This is a genomic window from Sediminicoccus rosea, from assembly GCF_033547095.1.
Classification (GTDB): domain Bacteria; phylum Pseudomonadota; class Alphaproteobacteria; order Acetobacterales; family Acetobacteraceae; genus Roseococcus; species Roseococcus rosea.
Genome location: NZ_CP137852.1, coordinates 2,888,281 through 2,903,436 on the forward strand (window position 1 = coordinate 2,888,281; position 15,156 = coordinate 2,903,436).

Consider the following 15,156-nt stretch of genomic DNA (forward strand, 5'->3'; position numbering starts at 1 on the left):
TCAGCCGCCCTTGAGGATGGCCCGCGCCTCGGCCGGCGTGGCCACATGCTCGCCAAGCTCCTCGACGATCCGCCGCGCGCGCGCCACCAGCGGGGCATTTCCCTCGGCAAGCACGCCACGCGCCATATAGAGGTTATCCTCCAGCCCGACGCGGACATGCCCGCCCAGGATCACGGCCTGCGCCACCATGGGGAACTGCGCGCGGCTGATGCCGAAGGCGGACCAGATGCCGCCCGCCGGGACCATCTGCTTCAGCGCCAGCATGGCTTCCGTCGTCGCCGGCGCGCCCCAGGCAATGCCGAGGCAGAGCTGAAACCAGGGCGGCGCCTCGAAGAGGCCGCGCTTCACCATGTCCGCCGCCAGCGCCGCATGGCCGAGGTCGAACACCTCCAGCTCGGGCTTCACGCCAGCCGCGCGGATCATCTCGGCCATGGCGGCCAGGTGCGCAGGCGTGTTCACGAAGGCGGTCGGCCCGAAATTCATCGTCGCGATGTCGAGCGAGCAGATGTCGGGGCGCAGCTCCAGCACATGCGCTACCCGCTCCTCCGGCGTCGCCATGCCGCGCGCGCGGGCGTTCACGTTGGGGTCCTCGCCGGGGGCGAAGCTGGCGCCGGGGCCGGTGGTGAGGTTGATCAGCACGTCGCTGCCCGCATCGCGGATGCGCTTCACGGTTTCGCGATAGAGCGCCACATCGCGCGACGGCTTGCCCGTCTCGGGGTTGCGGACATGGATGTGGACGATGGCCGCACCTGCCGCACGGGCGGCCAGAGCCTCGCTCGCGAGCTGGGCCGGCGTGATGGGCACATGCGGCGAGGCGCCGGTGCTGTCGGCGCCGCCGGTCAGTGCCGCCGTGATGATGATGGGGCGGGTCATGCCGCGAGGATCCCCTCGACGATCTCCTGCACCGAGAGCGCCTCCTCCAAGGTGGCGAGGTCCACCGCATGGCCCCGCGTCAGCGCGGCGAGCTTCTCGAGCTGGCCGCCCAGGGTCAGGGGCCGCATTTTCTCATTGGGCAGCGCGTCGGGTGCCGCGTGCCAGGTGCCATCCGCGGCGAGCTTCTCGGCGAATGACCAGTGGCGCAGGCGGATTGCCCCCTTGCTGCCCTGGATCCGCGTGATGTTGTGGTCATCGGCCAGAGTGATGCCGACGCCACCGGAAATGCTCACCGGCACATCTCCAGCCGAGAGCCGGGCTGCAATGGCCGTCTCGCTCCCCGTGCCGGGCGGGTAGCTGACCCGAGCCTGGGCGAGGCGGAGCGGCCCTCCCAGGCGCTGGGCCAGGAAGAGGAAATGCGACACCACCTCCCGCGTGAAGCCGCCCTCGGCGCGCTCGGAGAGCCAAGCGGCCGCGCCCTGCTGCCAGCCGCGCGGCCAGGCGGCGAAGGCGGCCGTGATCTCGATGCGCTGGAGGGGCCCGATCTCCGGCAGCCACGCGCGCAGCTGCGCGATGGCAGGCGAGGACGCCATGGGGAAGTTCACCGCGGCGCGCTGCCCCCTCGCCCCGGCCACGAAACCGCGCGCGGCCACCAGGTCCGAGGCAAGCGGCTTTTCGAGGAAGAGCGCCCTGCCCGCCGTCAGCACCTGCTGGCCGAGCGCGATATGCGAGGCGGGGGGTGAGGCGATATAGACCGCGTCACTCGCCGCGATCACGGACGCCGCATCGGCACTCATCATAATGTCAGGCGTGATGGAGGCGAGGCGCGCCACGGCGGCGGGGCCGGGATCCCAGATGGCCGTGACCTGCGTTCCGTCATGCGCGAGCGCCGCGCGCATCAGGCGCTCGCCCATGATGCCAAGGCCCAGGATGCCCAGGCGGAGAGGTTCAGACGTCATAGGGCAGCCCCACATATTGCTCGGCGAGGCCGGTTCGCGCGGCCTCGGAATTCACCAGGTAGTCCAGCTCGGCCACCTGCACGCGGTGCTCGAAGGGGTCGTTGTCGCTGAACTTGTGCAGCATGGCGGTCATCCACCACGAGAAACGCTGCACCTTCCAGATCCGCTTCAGGCAGATCTCGCTGTAGCGGTCGAGCAGGCCCATCCCCTGGCCGCGATAGAAGGCGGTGAGGCCCTGGGCCAGCACCCGCACATCAGCCACGGCGAGGTTCATGCCCTTGGCGCCGGTTGGCGGGACGATGTGCGCCGCATCGCCCGCCAGGAAGAGGCGGCCGTGGCGCATGGGCTCGGCCACGAAGCTCCGCATGGCGGTGACGCCCTTCTGGAAGATCGGGCCCTCATTCACCCCGCCCAGGCGCTGGTGCAGCCCCTCCCAGATGCGCGCATCGGACCACTGGCTGAGGTCCTCATCCGGCGCGCATTGCAGATAGAGGCGCGAGACGGTGTTGCTGCGCATCGTGGCGAGCGCGAAGCCATCGGCGTGCCGCGCGTAGATCAGCTCATGGCTGATCGGCCTGGCCTCGGCCAGGATGCCGAGCCAGGCGAAGGGATAGACGCGCTCATAGATGCGCAGCACCTCGGGCGGCATCGCGGCGCGGGAGATGCCGTGGAAGCCGTCGCAGCCCGCCACAACGTCGCAGCGCAGCTCGCGCATCTCACCATCCAGGGTGAAGGTGATGCGCGGCTGGTCGGTCGCGATGTCATGCAGCGCCGCGTCCTCCACCTCGAAATGCAGCGGGCGGCCAGTGGCGAAGCGGGCGGCCACCATGTCCTTCACCGCCTCCTGCTGGCCATAGATCGTCACGCGCTTGCCGGTCAGGCCATGCAGGTCGATCCGGTGGGAGGCGTCGTTGAAGCGCAGCTCCATGCCGTCATGCGCCAGGCCTTCGCGGTGCAGCCGATCGGCGAGACCCGCCTCGGTCAGCGTGTCCACGCTGCCCTGCTCCAGCAGGCCCGCGCGGATGCGGCCCTCGATATAGGGGCGGGACTTCGCCTCGATGATGACGCTGTCGATCCCGGCTCGGTGCAGCAGGTGTGCCAGCAACAGGCCGGCCGGCCCGGCGCCCAGAATTCCCACCTGTGTCCGCATCGTCGAACTCCCGCTACCCGAGAGCCCGGCAATGGCGCAGAATGGGGCGCTCGACAACGGGGTTTCTCATGGAACAGCCACGCCGCATTGATGTCATCTCGGATGCGATCTGCCCCTGGTGCTGGATCGGCAAGCGGCAGATGGAGCGCGCGCTGGCCATGCTCGACCAGCCCTTCACCATCCATTGGCGCCCCTACCAGCTCAACCCCGACATGCCCGTGGAAGGCGTGGAGCGTGCCGCCTATCGCGCCGCCAAGTTCGGCAGCGTCGAGCGCGGGCGGGAGCTGGATGCCAATGTGGCCGAGGCCGGACGCGCCGTGGGTCTGGAATTCCGTCATGACCGGATGCTCCGCACGCCCAACACCATCGCCGCCCATCGCCTGATCCGCTGGGCGGGCACGAAGCAGAACGAGATGGTGGAGGCCCTGTTCCAGGCCTATTTCCACGATGGCCAGGACATCGGCGACCACGCGACGCTCACCGCCATCGCCGCCACGCTCGAGCTGGATGCGACGGAATTTCTTGCCTCCAGCGAAGGTGATGCGGAAGTCCGCGCCGAGGACGCGCAGTTCCGCCGCATCGGCATCAATGGCGTGCCGAGCTTCGCCCTGGACGGCCAGGTGATGTTCTCGGGCGCCTATCCGGCCGAGCACATGGCCCGGATCTTCGGCCGGCGCGCGGCCTGATGCAGGCTGTGCTGGACCGCGCGGCGGGCCTGGGCGAGCGCCTGCGCGCGCGGGGCGAGACCATCGCGGTTTCGGAGTCCTCCACGGGCGGGCTGATCTCGGCCGCGCTCCTCGCCCTGCCCGGGGCCTCGGCCTATTTCATGGGCGGCGCGGTGACCTACACCACCACGGCGCGCGGCGCGCTGGTCGGCATCACGGCCGAGCAGATGGTGGGGCTCCGCTCGGCCAGCGAGCCTTATGCGCTGCTGCTGGCCCGCACCATGCGCGAGCGGATGGGCACCACCTGGGGCTTGGCGGAGACCGGCGCCTCAGGCCCCACCGGGAACCGCTATGGCGATGCGGCGGGCCATACCTGCTTTGCCATCTCCGGTCCGGTCGAGCTGGTTCGCACGCTAGAGACCGGCCGTGCCGAGCGCTGGCCCAACATGATGGAATTCGCGCTGGCCACGCTCGGCCTGCTGGACGAGGCGCTCAGCGCGCCAGCGCCGCACCCTTGAGCCAAGCGGCGCCATCGGCATAGAGGCGCTCCACTTCCGCGCCCTTCAGCCCGGGCATGTCCCGCTTCACCGCATAGCCGATGCGGGTCTGCAGATAGGCCAGGTGCCGGTAGCCCTCGGGGAATTGCGCGAGCAGCGCGGCATCCAGGGAAAGCCGCGCATCGGGCGCGACGGGGTCCATCCGATCCTTCTCGTAGATCGGCTGGCGCAGCCGCAATTTCCAGGCGTCCTCATGCTTCTCGACGAAATCATAGAAGCGGCCGGTGCAGACCACATCCACCAGCACGCCCTCCACCTCCGCGCGCTGGCTGATGGTCATCTTGGTCTGGGCTATGGCGCGCTCGCCCGCGATTTCGCTGCTGTGCCCGCCCAGGAAATGCAGGATGGAAACGCCGCGATTCCATCCCTCGATGCTGGCCGCGATGAACTCCGCCGCCGTGCCCTGCTTCCAGGTGGCCATCATCCGGCCCTCCGGATGCCAGCAGGTGGAAAAGCGCGCCCAGTCGCCGGCATCGCGCCAGACCGCCCAGTTCTCGATGAGGGCGCGGATCTCCGCGGCGTCGTCCATGCTCAGCGCTTTGCCGCGATGATGCCGCCCGACATGCTGGCCGGGATGCGGTCTCGCCAGGCGCCGGAATCCACAGCCGTGATGAAGTCGAGCAGGGCGCGGTTGAAGGCGTCCGGATCCTCGAGGTTCATGGTGTGGCCGCATTTCGGCATGACCAGCAGGGCCGAGCTGGTGATGGTGCGCTTGAGGTAGAGCGCGGGCTCGAGCGTCGGGTCGTCCTCGTCGCCGGCGATGATGAAGGTGGGCAGCTTCAGCTGGCGGAACTGGGCCTCCAGTTCAAAGAGCGACGGGCGCTCGCGCTGCACGCCAAGCATGGTGAGCGCCGAGCCCTCGGCCGAGTGCTCGCCCATCTGCGCCTCGAATTCCGCGAAGCCGCGCGGGTCCTTCTCCTCGAAGACCAGGCGCGTGGGGCCATGGGCATAGGTGTGGGCGAAGGCCTGCATGCCCTCGGCCCGCAATTGCGCGACGGAGGCGTCGAGCTCCGCCTGGAACTGCGCGCGCTTGCCGGGGGCGGCGCCATAGCCGACGCCCGCCGCCGTCAGGCTGCGCGCCAGATGCGGATGGCGCAGCCCGAGATGCAGCGTGGCGAAGGCACCCATGGAGAGGCCCACCACATGGGCGGGCGCCAGGTTCAGCCCCTTGATGACGGCGGCGATGTCATCGGTCGCGCGGTCCTGGCTGTAGGATTTCGGGCTGCTGGGCACGCTGCTCGGCGGATAGCCGCGGGCATGAAAGGCGATGCAGCGGTAGCGACGCGAGAAGAAGCGGATCTGCGGTTCCCAGCTCCGCGCATCGCCCGCAAATTCGTGGGCGAAGATCAGCGGCGTGCCCTCCCCCGCCTCGATGTAGTGCAGGTCAACGCCATCCTCGGTGCGGATGCTGGGCATGCGGTCGGACTCCTCTCCAAGCCTGGGCAGCTTGCGTCGCGGGCCGGGGCGCGGCAAGGGACGCCCGCCTTTCGCCCAGGAGTTTCGCCATGCCCCGCCAAGCCCTCGCCTTCCGCGTGCCGATGCGCCACCCGGGCGATGTGTCAGAGATCGCCGCCCTCTTCGAGGCGGCCGCGCTGCGGCCGGAGGAAGTGGTGGCGATCCTCGGCAAGACCGAGGGCAATGGCTGCGTGAACGACTTCACCCGCGCCTATGCCGTCAGCGCCTTGGCCGGGCTGCTCGGCGCCCGGCTCGGCACGACGGCGGAGGCGGTGATGGCGCGCGTGGCGCTGGTCATGTCGGGCGGGACCGAGGGCGGGCTCTCGCCGCACTTCCTGGTGCTGGCGGTGCGTGAAGTGGCGGCACCCGCGACGGGCGCGCTGGCCATCGGGGTCGGCTTCACGCCGGATTTCGCGCCGGAGGAGATCGGCCGCATGGCCCAGCTCCGGACCACCGCCGCCGCCGTGCGCGCCGCCATGGCCGATGCCGGCATCACCGATGCGCGGGAGGTCCACTACGTCCAGGTGAAGTGTCCCCTCATCACCTCGGCCAAGGTGGCGGATGCCGCCGCGCGCGGCCGGGATGTCGCGACATCCGACACCTATGCGTCCATGGGCCTCTCGCGCGGAGCGGCGGCGCTGGGCGTGGGGCTTGCGCTGGGTGAATTGGATGAGGCCACGCTGTCGGATGCCGCGATCGGCGAAGACTGGGCGCTGCATTCGGGACGCGCCAGCTGCTCGGCCGGCGTGGAGCTGGAGCGCTGCGAGGTAATCGTGCTCGGGAACAGCCCGGCCTGGGCGGGGGATCTCATCATCGGGCACGATGTCATGGCCGATGCGTTGGATTTCGGCGCGGTGCAGCGCGCCCTGGCCTCGGTGGGGCTTGGTGCCCCCGGGCAATTGGCGCCGGCGGCCCTGGCGCGGCTTGTGGCCGTCCTGGCCAAGGCCGAGCCTGCGAGCACCGGCAGCATCCGCGGCCTGCGCCACATCATGAACGACGACAGCGACATCAATGCCACACGCCATGCCCGGGCGCTGGTGGGCGGCGTGATCGCGGCCGCGGTGGGCCGGACGGACCTCTTCGTCTCGGGCGGAGCCGAGCATCAGGGGCCGGATGGCGGGGGGCCTGTTGCCGTCATTGCGCGGAAATAATGCCGGTGGAATCGCGGCGGGGACTGGAAACCGGACGCGGTTGGTCCTATTTGAACGTCACCGCAGGAGAACGCCGGTGCTGAAACTCTCCAGATTGACCGATTACGCCGTGGTGGTGCTGTCGCGCATGGGGCGGGACAATGCGCCGCTCCAGAGCGCGCCCGGCATCGCCGCCCGCACCGGGCTGGCCGAGCCGACCGTCGCCAAGGTGCTGAAGATCCTCGCCCAGTCCGAGATCGTCGAGGGCTTGCGTGGGGCGCGGGGCGGCTATCGGCTGACCCGCCCGCTCAGCAGCATTACCCTGGCCGAGGTCATCGTCGCCTTCGATGGCCCGATCGCGCTCACCGCCTGCGTGGATGGCGGGACGGGCGGTTGCGAGAGCGAGCATCTCTGCCCTGTCCGGGGCCGCTGGGACCCCGTCAACCACGCCATCCGCGAGGCCTTGGCCGGCATTTCCGTCGCCGATCTGGCGGGCGGGAATTGCGGGGCCAGCCTTCCGTTCACCACCGACCATTTCGTCGCCGCCGAGTAGGAGCACCTATGCCTGCCGTTGCAGAGACCCTCGAGACCGTCCAGGCCGCCAGCGATGGCGGCTACAAGTGGGGGTTTGAGACCGACATCGCGATGGAATTCGCGCCGAAGGGGCTGAATGAGGACATCGTCCGCTTCATCAGCGCAAAGAAGAACGAGCCCGAATGGCTGCTCGAGTGGCGCCTGAAGGCCTACCGGCTCTGGCTGACCATGGAGGAGCCCGACTGGGCCGCCGTCAACTATCCCAAGATCGACTACCAGGACGCCTATTACTACGCGGCCCCCACCAACAAGGTGGCGCCCAAGTCGCTGGACGAGGTGGATCCCGAGCTGCTCCGCACCTACGAGAAGCTCGGCATTCCCCTGCGCGAGCAGGAGCGGCTGCAGGGCATCGCGGTGGACATGGTGTTCGACAGCGTCTCGGTGGCCACCACCTTCAAGGAGCGGCTGCACAAGGAAGGGATCATCTTCTGCTCGATCAGTGAGGCGGTGCAGGAGCATCCGGAGCTGGTGAAGCAGTATCTCGGCTCCGTCGTGCCGCCGGGCGACAACTACTTCGCCTGCCTGAACTCGGCCGTCTTCACCGATGGCAGCTTCGTCTACATCCCCAAGGGCGTGCGCTGCCCGATGGAGCTTTCCACCTATTTCCGCATCAATGCCAAGAGCACAGGCCAGTTCGAGCGCACGCTGATCGTGGCCGATGCGGGTTCGCACGTCTCTTATCTGGAAGGCTGCACCGCGCCGATGCGCGATGAGAATCAGATGCATGCGGCCGTGGTCGAGCTGGTGCTGATGGATGACGCCACCATCAAGTACAGCACGGTGCAGAACTGGTACCCCGGCGATGCCGAGGGCAAGGGTGGCATCTACAACTTCGTCACCAAGCGCGCGGCCTGCCGCGGCGCCCGCAGCAAGGTGAGCTGGACGCAGGTGGAGACGGGCTCCGCCATCACCTGGAAGTATCCGTCCTGCATGCTGCTCGGCGATGACAGCGTGGGCGAGTTCTACTCGGTGGCCATCACCAACAACCGCCAGCAGGCCGACACGGGCACCAAGATGTGGCACGTGGGCAAGAACACGAAGTCCACGATCGTCTCCAAGGGCATCAGCGCCGGCAAGGGCCAGAACACCTACCGCGGCCTGGTGAAGATCAGCCCCAAGGCGACCGGCGCGCGCAACTTCACGCAGTGCGACAGCCTGCTGATCGGCGACCAGTGCGGCGCGCACACGGTGCCCTACATCGAAAACCGCTGCGCCACCGCGAAGGTGGAGCATGAGGCGACGACCTCGCGCATCGCCGAGGACCAGCTCTTCTACTGTCGCTCGCGCGGGCTCAGCCAGGAAGAGGCAGTGGGGCTCATCGTGAATGGCTTCTGCCGTGAGGTCCTGAAGGAGCTGCCCATGGAATTCGCCGTGGAGGCCCAGAAACTTCTCGCGATTTCGCTCGAAGGGAGCGTTGGTTAAGTCATGTTGAAGATCGAAGGCCTGACGGCCGAAATTGATGGCAAGCAGATCCTCAAGGGGATCAACCTGGAAGTGCCCACGGGCGAAATCCATGCCATCATGGGCCCCAATGGTTCGGGCAAGTCCACCCTCTCCTACGTGCTGAGCGGGCGCGAGGGCTACGAAATCACTGGTGGCAGCGCCACCTTCAACGGCGTGGACATCCTGGCCATGGAGCCGGAGGAGCGTGCGGCCGCTGGCCTCTTCCTCGCCTTCCAATATCCGGTGGAACTGCCGGGCGTGGGCAATGCGAATTTTCTCCGCACCGCGCTGAATTCCATCCGCAAGGCCAAGGGCGAGCCCGAGGTGGACGCCATGGCCTTCCTGAAGCTGGCCCGCGCCAAGCTGAAGACGCTGCAGATGAGCGACGACATGCTCAAGCGCAACGTGAATGTCGGCTTCTCGGGCGGCGAGAAGAAGCGCAACGAGGTTCTGCAGATGGCGCTGCTGGAACCCTCGCTCGCCATCCTCGACGAGACGGATTCCGGCCTCGACATCGATGCGCTGAAGATTGTCTCGGAAGGCGTGAACGCCATGCGCGGCCCGAACTTCTCCGCGCTCGTCATCACGCACTACCAGCGTCTGCTCGACTACATCACGCCCGACCGCGTCCATGTCCTGATGGGCGGCCGCATCGTGAAGTCGGGCGGCCCCGAGCTCGCCCTGGAGCTGGAGGCGGAGGGCTACGCGAAGGTGGCGGCATGAACGCCATGACCCCCGGCGGCTTCTCCGCCCGTTTCGCGGGGCTGCGCGAGCACCTGCCCGGCGGCCGTACCCCTTGGGTGGCGGCGCTGCGCGGAGCCGCAGCGGAGCATTTCGCCGCGACTGGCCTGCCGCATCGCAAGCTGGAGGCCTGGCGCTACACCGACCTCTCGCCCATTGCCCAGGCACAGTTCACCGAGGCGCTGACGCTGGCGGCCGAGCACCCGGTGCTGCCGCCCATGCGCGCGCCTTACCGCGCCGTCTTCGTGGATGGGCGCTTCGCCGCCGGCCTCTCCACCCTGCCCGCCTGGTGCCGGCCACTCGCCGCGTATCTGAACGAGGCGGAAGGCTGGCTCGGCGCGCTGGCGCAGGCGCTGCCCGTCGTCTCGCTCAACACCATGCTCTTCGAGGATGGGCTGTTGCTCGACCTGCCGGCGGGCGTCGAGGGTGACGCGCTGGAGTTGCTGAGCCTCGCCAGCCACACCGGCCGGGCCATCGCCTTCCATCCGCGCCACCTGATCCGGCTCGGCGAGGGCGCGACGCTCACGCTCGTCGAGACCAGCCTCGGCCCCGATGGCGCGAGCTACCTGCACAACCCGGTCTTCGAGATCCAGGTCGCGGCCGGCGCCACGCTCAGCCATGTGCGGATCCAGCGGGAGGGGCGCGCGGGCTTCCAGCTCTCCACCGTCCTCGCCGCGGTGCAGGCGGGCGGCACCTATGACAACTTCACCCTGAATGCCGGGGCGAAGCTGGTCCGCAACGAGATCCACACGGCGCTGCTCGGCCCCAAGGCCGCCTGCCACATGAATGGCGCGCAGCTCGCGGGCAACGGCCAGCATGCCGACACCACCACCTACCTGGATCACGCGGCGCCGGATTGCGCGAGCCGCCAGACCTACAAGACGGTGCTGGCCGGAAAGTCGCGCGGCGTCTTCCAGGGCAAGATCCTGGTGCGGCAGGTGGCCCAGCGCACCGATGGCTACCAGATGAACCAGGCGCTCCTCCTCTCCGAGGACGCCGAGATCGACGCCAAGCCGCAGCTTGAGATCTATGCCGACGACGTGAAGTGCAGCCACGGTGCCACCGTCGGCGCGCTGGACGAGGCGCAGTTGTTCTACCTGCGTGCCCGCGGCATCCCGGCCGAGGCGGCGCGGGCCATGCTGGTCCAGGCCTTCCTCACGGAAGCGATCGAGGGCGTCACCCACCCCCTTGCCCAGGCCGCGCTGGCCGAAGCCACCGAGGGCTGGTGGGAACGGGAAGCCGCGTGATGGACACCCACGTCGCGGCCAGCTTCGACGTCACCCGCATCCGGCAGGATTTCCCGATCCTGTCCACGCAGGTGCGCGGCAAGCCGCTCGTCTTCCTCGACAGCGGCGCCTCGGCGCAGAAGCCACGCCAAGTGATCGCGGCGATGACGCGGGCGATGGAGACGGCCTATGCCAATGTCCATCGCGGCGCCTACCATTTGAGCGAGGTGGCGACTGAAGCGCACGAAGCCGCGCGCGGTGCCGTGCAGCGCTTCCTGAACGCGGCCGAGCCGGAGGAGATCATCTTCACCGGCAATGCCACCGGCGCCTTCAACCTCGTCGCCCACAGCTTCGGCCGCGGCATGCTCAAGCCCGGCCAATGCGTGCTGGTGAGCGAGATGGAGCACCATGCGAACCTCGTCCCCTGGCAGATGCTGCGGGATGCGGGGCTCGGCATCGGGCTGCGTTTCGTCCGCGTGACCGACAGCGGCGAGCTGGACCTGGACGACCTCTCGGCCAAACTGGCCGATGGCACGGTGGGCCTCGTTTCCATCACGCACATGTCCAATGTGCTGGGCTCGGTCACGCCGGCCGCCACGATCATTCGCATGGCGCATGAGGCGGGCGCGCGGGTCATGCTGGATGGCAGCCAGGCCGCGGTGCATCGCGCCGTGGATGTGCAGGCGCTGGACGTGGATTTCTATGCCTTCACCGGCCACAAGCTCTACGGCCCCACCGGTATCGGTGTGCTCTACGGCAAGCGCGCGCTGCTGGATGCGATGCCGCCCTTCTTCGGCGGCGGCGACATGATCGAGACGGTGACGCTGGAGCGCAGCACCTTCGCCGCCGCCCCCGCGCGATTCGAGGCGGGCACGCCCGCCATCATCGAGGCAGTCGGCCTGCATGCGGCGATCGACTACGTGAACGCCATCGGCATGGGGGCGATCGAGGCGCATGAGCGTGGCTTGGTGGACCATGCGATGCGCGTGCTGACGGAAGTTGAGGGGCTTTCGCTGCTGGGCGCCGCGCAGGACCGCGGCGGCGTCTTCGCCTTCGCGCTGGACGGCGTGCACCCGCATGACCTCTCGACCTACCTGGACCGCTCGGGCATCTGCGTCCGCGCCGGCCGCCATTGCGCCGAGCCTCTGCATGCGCGCTTCGGGCTGGAGGGCGGCAGCACCCGCGCCTCCTTCGGCCTCTACACCACGCGGGAGGAAATCGATTTCCTCGCGCAGAAGCTGACCGACGCGCGGAGGTTCTTTGCGTGATGTCCGCCGGGGCCGCGGGATTCGAGGAATTGCAGGACCTGTATTCCAAGGTGCTGCGCGACCTTGCCCGCACGCCCATCCATCGCGGCCGGCTGGAGAACCCGACAGCCGCGGCCCGCGGCGACAACCCGATGTGCGGGGACCGCGTGGATCTCTCGCTCAACCTCGCGGGCCAGGTCATCACTGAGGCGATGTTCCAGGGCCGTGGCTGCGAGATCAGCCAGGCCAGCGCCGCGCTGCTCACGGAACTCGTGCGCGGCAAGTCGCCGGCCGAGGCACGGGCGATGGGACAGGCCGTGGCCCGCATGGCGCGGGGCGAGGCGTTGGATGCGACAAGCCCGGAGCTGGACCGCCTCGCCATCCTCTCCGTCGTCAAGAAATTTCCGAGCCGCGTCAAATGCGCCACCCTGGCGTGGCGCGCCCTCGACGCCGCCCTTGCGGGCGTGAAGGAGACCAGCAGTGAGTGAAAACGCGACCCATGGCAGCTGGACCCCAGCGGGCGAGTCGCTGCCCGCCGTAACGGAAGAGGGCGTGATCACCGCCATCAAGACCGTCTTCGACCCCGAGATCCCGGTGGACATCTACGAACTCGGCCTGATCTACGCGATCGAGCTCGGCGATGACGGCAAGGTGAAGGTGGAGATGACCCTCACCACCCCCTCCTGCCCCTCGGCGCAGGAATTGCCCAGCATGACCGAGGAAGCCATCCGCCAGATCCCCGGCGTCACCGATTGCGAGGTCGAGGTCGTGTGGGATCCGCCATGGGACCAGTCGCGCATGAGCGAGGATGCTCGCCTTGCGCTCAACATGTTCTGAGGGAGACACGCGATGAGCACCACCACCGCCCCCCCGCGCGTCAAGCGCGAATTGCCGCCCCTGATGACGCTCTCCGACAGCGCGGCCGAGCGCCTGCGCAAGCTCTACGAGAAGGCGGAGGCGGGCAAGCTGCTGCGCATCGGGGTGAAGACCAAGGGCTGCTCCGGCATGGCCTACGACCTGAGCTTCGTGGACGAGGCGGGCCCGGGCGATGAGCGCGTAACGGACAAGGGCCTCTCCATCCTGGTGGACCGCAAGGCCAGCCTCTACCTCATCGGCACCATGATGGACTACGAGGTGAAGGCGATGAGCGCGGGCTTCGTCTTCGTGAATCCGAATGAGAAGGGCCGCTGCGGCTGCGGCGAGAGCTTCCACGTCTGAACGACGTGGCGGCTACCCGCCTCAGGTGAAGAGGCTGTAGAACATCCGCAGGCTCGTTGCCGCCAGGAAGATCGCGAAGGCGCGCTTCAGCCAGATCGGCGGGATGGTGTGCGCGAGCTTCACGCCCCAGGGGGTGGCGATGATCGAGGTGGGGACGATCAGCGCGAAGCCCACCAGGCTCACATAGCCGAGCGAGTAGGGCGGCACGCCCGGGTCGTTCCAACCGCCCCAGATGAAGCCGATGGTGGCGGGCACCGAGATGATCAGGCCAAACACGCTGGACGTCGCGACAGCGGCGCGGATCGGGTAGCCGAACATGGAGAGGATGGGCACGCCCAGCGTCCCACCGCCAATGCCCATCATGGCGCTCACGGAGCCCATGCCCATGCCGAGTGCGGCGCGCGGCGGGCCCTCGGGCAGCTTGTCCGCCACGCGGAAATCCACGCCGGTGAAACCCATGTTCAGCGCCACCAGCAGCGCCACCATGCCGAAGACGGCCGTCAGCCCCTCGCCGCGCACGTGGACCGCAAGCGCCGTGCCCAGCGCCACGCCCAGCATCATCGGCAGCCAGATAGAGCGCAGCAGCGCCTCATCCATCGCGCCCGTCGCGCGATGCTTGCGGGCTGAGACGATGGAGGTGGGGATGATGGTGGCGAGCGAGGTGCCGACGGCGAGTTTCATCTGCATCGCCTCCGGGATCCCGAAGAGCGGAAAGACGTTGAACAGCAGCGGCACGATGACGATGCCGCCCCCCACGCCCAACAGCCCCGCCAGCGTGCCGGAGACAAGGCCTGTCGCCGCCATTGCCGCCGCAAGCGCGGCCAGCCACACAACCTCGTTCATTGAAAAACCCCGGCAGTCTCGTTCTTGCTGGCGTGTCTAACGCTTGCGTCATCCGGTGCGAAGCATCGGCGCGGTAGCCCACCTTCCCGCCCGGCGCATGGCGTTCTAGCCTTCGCGCCGAATCAATCGCACGGAGGGAAAGCGCCATGATGCTCAAGGACAAGGTCGCCATCGTCACCGGTTCGGGGGGCGGCATCGGCCGCGAGATCGCCATCGCCATGGCCGAGGCGGGCGCCAAGGTCGTCATCAACGACATCGGCGCGTCGCTGGGTGGCGAAGGCTTCTCGGCCACGCCGGCGGAGCAGACCAAGGCCATCATCGAGCAGAAGGGCGGCCAGGCGGTCATCAACACCGACAGCGTCTCCGAATGGGAGAACGCGAAGAAGATCGTCCAGACCGCCATTGATGCCTTCGGCCGCGTAGACATCGTGGTGAACAATGCCGGCATCCTGCGCGACCAGATCTTCCACCGGATGACGCCGGAGGAGTGGCTCTCGGTCATCAATGTCCACCTGAACGGCAGCTTCTTCGTCAGCCGCGCGGCGGCCGAGCATTTCCGCAAGCAGGAAAGCGGCAGCCTGGTGCACATCACCAGCACCTCGGGCCTCATCGGCAATTTTGGCCAGGCGAACTACTCCGCCGCCAAGCTCGGCATCGTGGCGCTGTCCAAGTCCATCGCGCTGGATATGAAGCGCTACAATGTGCGCTCGAACTGCCTGGCGCCGTTCGCCTGGTCGCGCATGACCAGTTCCATCCCGGCCGAGACGCCGGAGCAGAAGGCGCGCGTCGAGCGCATCATGAAGATGGGCCCGGAGAAGAACGCGCCGCTCGCGGTCTTCCTCGCCTCCGACGCCGCGAAGGAAGTGACCGGCCAGATCTTCGCGCCGCGCATGCATGAGCTGTTCCTGTTCAGCCAGAACCGGCCGATCCGCTCGGTGCACAGCGAGAGCGGCTGGACGCCGGAGAAGATCGCCGAGATCGCGCTGCCGGCCTTCCGCTCCAGCTTCGTGCCGATGGAGCGCTCGGGCGACGTCTTCAGCTGGGATCCCGTCTGA

Annotated in this window: 18 protein-coding genes; 12 read left to right on the plus strand and 6 right to left on the minus strand. The window is 68.4% G+C overall.

Translation table 11 applies throughout. The annotated features are described in order from the left end of the window. The 3 genes from R9Z33_RS13980 to pobA are packed head-to-tail and all read right to left on the minus strand — an operon-like array spanning position 1 to position 2,982. Entirely contained in the window at positions 1 to 873 is an 873-nt protein-coding gene (locus tag R9Z33_RS13980) for a BKACE family enzyme (protein ID WP_318647190.1), read from the minus strand. Beyond that, positions 870 to 1,832 carry a Gfo/Idh/MocA family protein gene (locus tag R9Z33_RS13985; protein ID WP_318647191.1) on the minus strand — a complete coding sequence of 321 codons (963 nt, stop codon included), beginning with the start codon at positions 1,830 to 1,832 and terminating at the stop codon, positions 870 to 872. The genes R9Z33_RS13980 and R9Z33_RS13985 overlap by 4 nt, the downstream gene beginning before the upstream one ends. Next, entirely contained in the window at positions 1,822 to 2,982 is a 1,161-nt protein-coding gene (pobA, locus tag R9Z33_RS13990) for a 4-hydroxybenzoate 3-monooxygenase (RefSeq protein WP_318647192.1), read from the minus strand. The genes R9Z33_RS13985 and pobA overlap by 11 nt, the downstream gene beginning before the upstream one ends. A 68-nt stretch (positions 2,983 to 3,050) precedes the next feature. Here pobA and R9Z33_RS13995 point away from each other — a divergent pair, with 68 nt between their 5' ends. Beyond that, the gene (locus R9Z33_RS13995; protein WP_318647193.1) at positions 3,051 to 3,668 is read left to right on the plus strand and encodes a DsbA family oxidoreductase; all 618 of its coding nucleotides are present in this window, start codon (positions 3,051 to 3,053) and stop codon (positions 3,666 to 3,668) included. Next, on the plus strand, positions 3,668 to 4,165 hold the full coding sequence (locus R9Z33_RS14000) for a CinA family protein (RefSeq protein WP_318647194.1): 498 nt from the start codon (positions 3,668 to 3,670) through the stop codon (positions 4,163 to 4,165). Before R9Z33_RS13995 ends, R9Z33_RS14000 begins: the two co-directional genes overlap by 1 nt. Here R9Z33_RS14000 and R9Z33_RS14005 read toward each other — a convergent pair. Together R9Z33_RS14005 and R9Z33_RS14010 are read right to left on the minus strand one after the other, a co-directional pair. Continuing rightward, on the minus strand, positions 4,140 to 4,733 hold the full coding sequence (locus tag R9Z33_RS14005; RefSeq protein ID WP_318647195.1) for a nuclear transport factor 2 family protein: 594 nt from the start codon (positions 4,731 to 4,733) through the stop codon (positions 4,140 to 4,142). The genes R9Z33_RS14000 and R9Z33_RS14005 overlap by 26 nt on opposite strands. 2 nt (positions 4,734 to 4,735) lie before the next feature. After that, positions 4,736 to 5,620, minus strand: coding sequence for an alpha/beta fold hydrolase (locus R9Z33_RS14010; protein ID WP_318647196.1), 885 nt, complete (start codon positions 5,618 to 5,620; stop codon positions 4,736 to 4,738). Positions 5,621 to 5,709: 89 nt separating this feature from the next. Between R9Z33_RS14010 and atzD the strand changes: the two genes are divergently transcribed. From atzD to R9Z33_RS14055, 9 genes are all read left to right on the plus strand, one after another. Further along, positions 5,710 to 6,810 carry a cyanuric acid amidohydrolase gene (gene atzD / locus R9Z33_RS14015; protein WP_318647197.1) on the plus strand — a complete coding sequence of 367 codons (1,101 nt, stop codon included), beginning with the start codon at positions 5,710 to 5,712 and terminating at the stop codon, positions 6,808 to 6,810. A 76-nt stretch (positions 6,811 to 6,886) separates the two neighbouring features. Beyond that, positions 6,887 to 7,342 carry an SUF system Fe-S cluster assembly regulator gene (locus tag R9Z33_RS14020; protein WP_318647198.1) on the plus strand — a complete coding sequence of 152 codons (456 nt, stop codon included), beginning with the start codon at positions 6,887 to 6,889 and terminating at the stop codon, positions 7,340 to 7,342. An 8-nt stretch (positions 7,343 to 7,350) separates the two neighbouring features. Then, positions 7,351 to 8,805, plus strand: coding sequence for a Fe-S cluster assembly protein SufB (sufB, locus tag R9Z33_RS14025; RefSeq protein WP_318647199.1), 1,455 nt, complete (start codon positions 7,351 to 7,353; stop codon positions 8,803 to 8,805). A 3-nt stretch (positions 8,806 to 8,808) separates the two neighbouring features. Next, positions 8,809 to 9,549: a Fe-S cluster assembly ATPase SufC gene (gene sufC / locus R9Z33_RS14030; protein ID WP_318647200.1), complete on the plus strand. Its 741-nt coding sequence runs from the start codon at positions 8,809 to 8,811 to the stop codon at positions 9,547 to 9,549. Beyond that, positions 9,546 to 10,814: a Fe-S cluster assembly protein SufD gene (gene sufD, locus R9Z33_RS14035; protein ID WP_318647201.1), complete on the plus strand. Its 1,269-nt coding sequence runs from the start codon at positions 9,546 to 9,548 to the stop codon at positions 10,812 to 10,814. Before sufC ends, sufD begins: the two co-directional genes overlap by 4 nt. Continuing rightward, complete coding sequence (locus R9Z33_RS14040; protein ID WP_318647202.1) at positions 10,814 to 12,061, plus strand: aminotransferase class V-fold PLP-dependent enzyme; 1,248 nt, start codon at positions 10,814 to 10,816, stop codon at positions 12,059 to 12,061. Before sufD ends, R9Z33_RS14040 begins: the two co-directional genes overlap by 1 nt. Then, the gene (sufU, locus tag R9Z33_RS14045; protein WP_318647203.1) at positions 12,061 to 12,528 is read left to right on the plus strand and encodes a Fe-S cluster assembly sulfur transfer protein SufU; all 468 of its coding nucleotides are present in this window, start codon (positions 12,061 to 12,063) and stop codon (positions 12,526 to 12,528) included. Before R9Z33_RS14040 ends, sufU begins: the two co-directional genes overlap by 1 nt. Beyond that, entirely contained in the window at positions 12,521 to 12,877 is a 357-nt protein-coding gene (locus R9Z33_RS14050) for an SUF system Fe-S cluster assembly protein (protein WP_318647204.1), read from the plus strand. Before sufU ends, R9Z33_RS14050 begins: the two co-directional genes overlap by 8 nt. Before the next feature lie 12 nt (positions 12,878 to 12,889). After that, complete coding sequence (locus R9Z33_RS14055) at positions 12,890 to 13,258, plus strand: HesB/IscA family protein (protein WP_318647205.1); 369 nt, start codon at positions 12,890 to 12,892, stop codon at positions 13,256 to 13,258. 21 nt (positions 13,259 to 13,279) lie between these two features. Here the strand turns inward: R9Z33_RS14055 and R9Z33_RS14060 are convergent, their stop codons facing one another. Further along, positions 13,280 to 14,101, minus strand: coding sequence for a sulfite exporter TauE/SafE family protein (locus tag R9Z33_RS14060; RefSeq protein WP_318647206.1), 822 nt, complete (start codon positions 14,099 to 14,101; stop codon positions 13,280 to 13,282). A 146-nt stretch (positions 14,102 to 14,247) separates the two neighbouring features. Here R9Z33_RS14060 and R9Z33_RS14065 point away from each other — a divergent pair, with 146 nt between their 5' ends. Then, a complete protein-coding gene (locus R9Z33_RS14065; protein WP_318647207.1) occupies positions 14,248 to 15,156 on the plus strand; it encodes an SDR family NAD(P)-dependent oxidoreductase in 909 nt (302 codons plus the stop codon).

What these genes read in the sequence shown, in the direction of transcription:
- R9Z33_RS13980 (WP_318647190.1), bottom strand. Translation starts at nt 873, where the DNA reads ATGACCCGCCCCATCATCATCACGGCGGCACTGACCGGCGGCGCCGAC.
- R9Z33_RS13985 (WP_318647191.1), bottom strand. Translation starts at nt 1,832, where the DNA reads ATGACGTCTGAACCTCTCCGCCTGGGCATCCTGGGCCTTGGCATCATG.
- pobA (WP_318647192.1), bottom strand. Translation starts at nt 2,982, where the DNA reads ATGCGGACACAGGTGGGAATTCTGGGCGCCGGGCCGGCCGGCCTGTTG.
- R9Z33_RS13995 (WP_318647193.1), top strand. Translation starts at nt 3,051, where the DNA reads ATGGAACAGCCACGCCGCATTGATGTCATCTCGGATGCGATCTGCCCC.
- R9Z33_RS14000 (WP_318647194.1), top strand. Translation starts at nt 3,668, where the DNA reads ATGCAGGCTGTGCTGGACCGCGCGGCGGGCCTGGGCGAGCGCCTGCGC.
- R9Z33_RS14005 (WP_318647195.1), bottom strand. Translation starts at nt 4,733, where the DNA reads ATGGACGACGCCGCGGAGATCCGCGCCCTCATCGAGAACTGGGCGGTC.
- R9Z33_RS14010 (WP_318647196.1), bottom strand. Translation starts at nt 5,620, where the DNA reads ATGCCCAGCATCCGCACCGAGGATGGCGTTGACCTGCACTACATCGAG.
- atzD (WP_318647197.1), top strand. Translation starts at nt 5,710, where the DNA reads ATGCCCCGCCAAGCCCTCGCCTTCCGCGTGCCGATGCGCCACCCGGGC.
- sufB (WP_318647199.1), top strand. Translation starts at nt 7,351, where the DNA reads ATGCCTGCCGTTGCAGAGACCCTCGAGACCGTCCAGGCCGCCAGCGAT.
- sufC (WP_318647200.1), top strand. Translation starts at nt 8,809, where the DNA reads ATGTTGAAGATCGAAGGCCTGACGGCCGAAATTGATGGCAAGCAGATC.
- sufD (WP_318647201.1), top strand. Translation starts at nt 9,546, where the DNA reads ATGAACGCCATGACCCCCGGCGGCTTCTCCGCCCGTTTCGCGGGGCTG.
- R9Z33_RS14040 (WP_318647202.1), top strand. Translation starts at nt 10,814, where the DNA reads ATGGACACCCACGTCGCGGCCAGCTTCGACGTCACCCGCATCCGGCAG.
- sufU (WP_318647203.1), top strand. Translation starts at nt 12,061, where the DNA reads ATGTCCGCCGGGGCCGCGGGATTCGAGGAATTGCAGGACCTGTATTCC.
- R9Z33_RS14055 (WP_318647205.1), top strand. Translation starts at nt 12,890, where the DNA reads ATGAGCACCACCACCGCCCCCCCGCGCGTCAAGCGCGAATTGCCGCCC.
- R9Z33_RS14060 (WP_318647206.1), bottom strand. Translation starts at nt 14,101, where the DNA reads ATGAACGAGGTTGTGTGGCTGGCCGCGCTTGCGGCGGCAATGGCGGCG.
- R9Z33_RS14065 (WP_318647207.1), top strand. Translation starts at nt 14,248, where the DNA reads ATGATGCTCAAGGACAAGGTCGCCATCGTCACCGGTTCGGGGGGCGGC.